This is a genomic window from Rhizobium sp. P32RR-XVIII (assembly GCF_012641395.1).
Classification (GTDB): Bacteria; Pseudomonadota; Alphaproteobacteria; order Rhizobiales; family Rhizobiaceae; genus Rhizobium.
Genome location: NZ_JABAIH010000078.1, coordinates 1 through 1,185 on the forward strand (window position 1 = coordinate 1; position 1,185 = coordinate 1,185).

At 61.0% G+C, this 1,185-nt stretch carries 1 protein-coding gene; it reads left to right on the forward strand.

The features are described 5' to 3' along the window. The coding region (locus tag HGP14_RS35120; protein ID WP_168834377.1) for an IS110 family transposase at positions 1-921 on the forward strand (921 nt) is incomplete at its 5' end. Positions 922-1,185: the final 264 nt, after the last annotated feature.

Consider the following 1,185-nt stretch of genomic DNA (forward strand, 5'->3'; position numbering starts at 1 on the left):
CGCCTGGCGCGGATTCGGCTCGAAGCGGGTCAGCTCTCGCAATGGCTATTCGACGGGCTGGCAGACGCCGGTTTGCCTGTTGTTTGTATCGAGACGCGCCACGCCAAAGCCTTTCTGAAAGCTCAGATCAACAAGAGCGACCGCAATGATGCGCGCGGTATCGCCCAGATGATGCGGGTCAATCTCTTTCGCCCCGTGCACGTGAAGACGCTCACCAGCCAGAAGCGCCGGGTGCTGCTGACGGCCCGCAAGCTGCTGCAGGAAAAAGCTATTGCGATCGAGAACGACATCCGCGGCCTGTTGCTGAACTTCGGCCTCAAGGTCGGCGTGGTCGGAGCGGTCAAGTTCGAGGCGCGCATCCACGAACTCATTGAAGGCATGCCGGACCTGGCCGAGATTGTCGAGCGGTTGCTGGATGCCCGTCGCAGACTACGCGAACACTTTGCCGCGCTGCACCGCAAGCTCCTGGAGCTTGCTCGCCGCGATGAGGTGTGCCGGCGCCTGATGACCGTCCCTGGAGTTGGGCCGGTGGTGTCGCTAGCCTTTGTGGCAACTATCGACACTCCGGCCCGGTTTCAGAACTCCAAAGCCGTCGGGCCTGTCCTGGGGTTGACGCCCATTCGAAGCCAGTCGGGTAACATTGACCGTGTCGGTCGAATCTCGCTTTGTGGTGATGCTATGATGCGAACGCTGCTGTTCGAGGCGGCTCAAACGATGCTACGGCCGACAACCCGGTGGTCGTGGCTGAAAGCCTGGGCCATGAAGGTCGCACAGCGACGCGGAGGCGCAAAGGCCGTCGTCGCACTGGCCCGGCGATTGGCCGTGATCATGCATCGCATGTGGTGCGACGGAACGGAGTTCCGGTGGACAAGGGAGGCCGAGCGGCCTGATGGCAACCTAGCCGACCGAGAGCATCCATAAACAAGAACACGAGCTTCCGCACCAGGGCGGAAGGCTGCCCTTGCGGGACGAGAATGAGGTGAGTTCGAAATCGGGCATGCTCCCCGCGCCCTTGTGGGCGTAGAAGGACGCTTCTCAGATAGTTCCGCTTCATTCTTCCGACCCCATGATGGAAGGGCCATTGTGCCGATTCCGAAGAGAAGCAAGAGCCCGCAGGACAGTTGAAGCCCTAGAACCGGAAAACCTGAACATGCTTGACTTCAACCGGCCGAATAGAGACGCTCG